The sequence below is a fragment of the uncultured Serinicoccus sp. genome (assembly GCF_947500995.1).
Lineage (GTDB): Bacteria > Actinomycetota > Actinomycetes > Actinomycetales > Dermatophilaceae > Ornithinicoccus.
This window is the reverse complement of record NZ_CANMUA010000018.1, coordinates 1-3605: the sequence shown is the minus strand read 5'-3', so window position 1 is coordinate 3605 and position 3605 is coordinate 1. Positions and strand designations below refer to the sequence as shown.

Below are 3605 nucleotides of genomic sequence, written 5' to 3'. Positions count from 1 at the left end.
AGCCGTTGGGTGGCTTCAGGCGCTTAGCATCCCCGGATTCGGTATGGGTCGGTTCTTCGCCGGTTCCGGAATATCAACCGGATGTCCATCGACTACGCCTGTCGGCCTCGCCTTAGGTCCCGACTTACCCAGGGCAGATTAGCTTGACCCTGGAACCCTTGGTGATTCGGCGGAAGAGTTTCTCACTCTTCATTCGCTACTCATGCCTGCATTCTCACTCGTGCCGGATCCACACCTCGATCACTCGGATGCTTCACTCCCGGCACGACGCTCCCCTACCCATCAGCACGCCTGAACACCACCCACGAAAGGTGATGCTGAGCGAAAGTACTGATGCCACAGCTTCGGTGGTGTGCTTGAGCCCCGCTACATTGTCGGCGCGGAATCACTTGACCAGTGAGCTATTACGCACTCTTTCAAGGGTGGCTGCTTCTAAGCCAACCTCCTGGTTGTCTTCGCAACTCCACATCCTTTCCCACTTAGCACACGCTTAGGGACCTTAGCTGGTGATCTGGGCTGTTTCCCTCTCGACTACGAAGCTTATCCCCCGCAGTCTCACTGCCATGCTCTCACTTACCGGCATTCGGAGTTTGGCTGACGTCAGTAACCCGGTAAGGCCCATCAGCCATCCAGTAGCTCTACCTCCGGCAAGAAACACATGACGCTGCACCTAAATGCATTTCGGGGAGAACCAGCTATCACGGAGTTTGATTGGCCTTTCACCCCTACCCACAGCTCATCCCCTCAGTTTTCAACCTAAGTGGGTTCGGGCCTCCACGCGGTCTTACCCGCGCTTCACCCTGGCCATGGGTAGATCACTCCGCTTCGGGTCTAGACCCAGCGACTATGGGCGCCCTGTTCGGACTCGCTTTCGCTACGGCTTCCCCACACGGGTTAACCTCGCCACTGAGCACTAACTCGCAGGCTCATTCTTCAAAAGGCACGCCGTCACCACACACAAGGCATGGCTCCGACGGATTGTAAGCGCACGGTTTCAGGAACTATTTCACTCCCCTCCCGGGGTACTTTTCACCTTTCCCTCACGGTACTTGTCCGCTATCGGTCACGAGGGAATATTTAGGCTTAGCAGGTGGTCCTGCCAGATTCGTACGGGATTTCTCGGGCCCCGTACTACTCGGGAGGCGGCACACACAGTCACGGGTGTTTCGGCTACCGGGGTCTCACCGTCTACGCCAGGCCTTTCCAGACCCTTCACCTACACCACGCGATTTCTTACTGTGCACCAGGCTGGTAGACCCGGTACGCGCCACTCCCACAACCCCGCAGCTGCAACCCCTACCAGGTATCACACAACTACGGTTTAGCCTCATCCGCTTTCGCTCGCCACTACTCACGGAATCACATGTTGTTTTCTCTTCCTGTGGGTACTGAGATGTTTCACTTCCCCACGTTCCCTCCACACACCCTATATATTCAGGTGCGGGTGACCAGCGATGAAGCTGGCCGGGTTTCCCCATTCGGACACCCTCGGATCACAGTCTGGTTATCGACTCCCCGAGGCTTATCGCAGATTCCTACGTCCTTCTTCGGTTCCTCGTGCCAAGGCATCCACCGTGCGCTCTTAAAAACTTAACAAAAAGCAACAAAGATACAGATGCTCGCGTCCACTGTACAGTTCTCAACCAACAACCAGCCACCACCAACCAGACCGCCACCACACACCCCCACCGATCAGGTGGAAGCGGGTATGACACCCAGCACGTGGCCCCAGCATGAGCAACCCGACACACCACCCCCCGCCACACACCCCAAAGGTGCACGACAGGAGACGACGGCCCGATCCCTCAGGACCCAACAGCGTGTTTGCACCCCCACCAGGCGACACCACCCCAACTTTCCACGACCACCCAGGCACCAGCCCCCCGAAGGGGACCACACCCAGGACAGCCCGTACTCACCACGAGCGACACCACCCCGGCACGGGGCGACAGAATCTTGATGTTCCACCCAGAAGCAACCCCGGACACCACACTCGGGTGCACCACGGGGCGCAAGCACCCCCACCCACAGGCAGGAGACGCTCGAACTTCAAGCTCCTTAGAAAGGAGGTGATCCAGCCGCACCTTCCGGTACGGCTACCTTGTTACGACTTAGTCCCAATCACCAGTCCCACCTTCGACAGCTCCCTCCACAAGGGTTGGGCCACCGGCTTCGGGTGTTACCGACTTTCGTGACTTGACGGGCGGTGTGTACAAGGCCCGGGAACGTATTCACCGCAGCGTTGCTGATCTGCGATTACTAGCGACTCCGACTTCATGGGGTCGAGTTGCAGACCCCAATCCGAACTGAGACCGGCTTTCTGGGATTCGCTCCCCCTCACGGGATCGCAGCCCTTTGTACCGGCCATTGTAGCATGCGTGAAGCCCAAGACGTAAGGGGCATGATGATTTGACGTCATCCCCACCTTCCTCCGAGTTGACCCCGGCAGTCTCCCATGAGTCCCCAACCACCCAAAAGGTGTTGCTGGCAACATGGAACGAGGGTTGCGCTCGTTGCGGGACTTAACCCAACATCTCACGACACGAGCTGACGACAACCATGCACCACCTGTACACCAGCCACAAAGGGAAACCACATCTCTGCAGTCGTCCGGTGTATGTCAAGCCTTGGTAAGGTTCTTCGCGTTGCATCGAATTAATCCGCATGCTCCGCCGCTTGTGCGGGCCCCCGTCAATTCCTTTGAGTTTTAGCCTTGCGGCCGTACTCCCCAGGCGGGGCGCTTAATGCGTTAGCTGCGGCACGGACCCCGTGGAATGGGACCCACACCTAGCGCCCAACGTTTACGGCGTGGACTACCAGGGTATCTAATCCTGTTCGCTCCCCACGCTTTCGCTTCTCAGCGTCAGTAGTGGCCCAGAGACCTGCCTTCGCCATCGGTGTTCCTCCTGATATCTGCGCATTCCACCGCTACACCAGGAATTCCAGTCTCCCCTACCACACTCTAGCCTGCCCGTACCCACTGCAGACCCGGGGTTAAGCCCCGGGCTTTCACAGCAGACGCGACAAGCCGCCTACAAGCTCTTTACGCCCAATAATTCCGGACAACGCTCGCACCCTACGTATTACCGCGGCTGCTGGCACGTAGTTAGCCGGTGCTTCTTCTGCCCCTACCGTCACCCCCAAAGAGGGCTTCGTCAAGGCTGAAAGAGGTTTACAACCCGAAGGCCGTCATCCCTCACGCGGCGTCGCTGCATCAGGCTTTCGCCCATTGTGCAATATTCCCCACTGCTGCCTCCCGTAGGAGTCTGGGCCGTGTCTCAGTCCCAGTGTGGCCGGTCACCCTCTCAGGCCGGCTACCCGTCGTCGCCTTGGTAGGCCATTACCCCACCAACAAGCTGATAGGCCGCGAGTCCATCTACCACCGAACTAAATCTTTCCACACCACCCCATGCAGGGCAATGTCATATCCAGTATTAGACGCCGTTTCCAGCGCTTATCCCAGAGTGGAAGGCAGGTTACTCACGTGTTACTCACCCGTTCGCCACTAATCCACGGTGCAAGCACCGCTTCATCGTTCGACTTGCATGTGTTAAGCACGCCGCCAGCGTTCGTCCTGAGCCAGGATCAAACTCTCCGATAAAAAA

General features: G+C 57.9%; 2 rRNA genes. Both read right to left on the bottom strand.

The features are described from left to right. Positions 1-1596, bottom strand: a 23S ribosomal RNA gene (locus Q0967_RS17185); the annotation flags it as partial. A gap of 466 nt (positions 1597-2062) precedes the next feature. Next, positions 2063-3601, bottom strand: a 16S ribosomal RNA gene (locus Q0967_RS17180). Positions 3602-3605 lie beyond the last annotated feature (4 nt).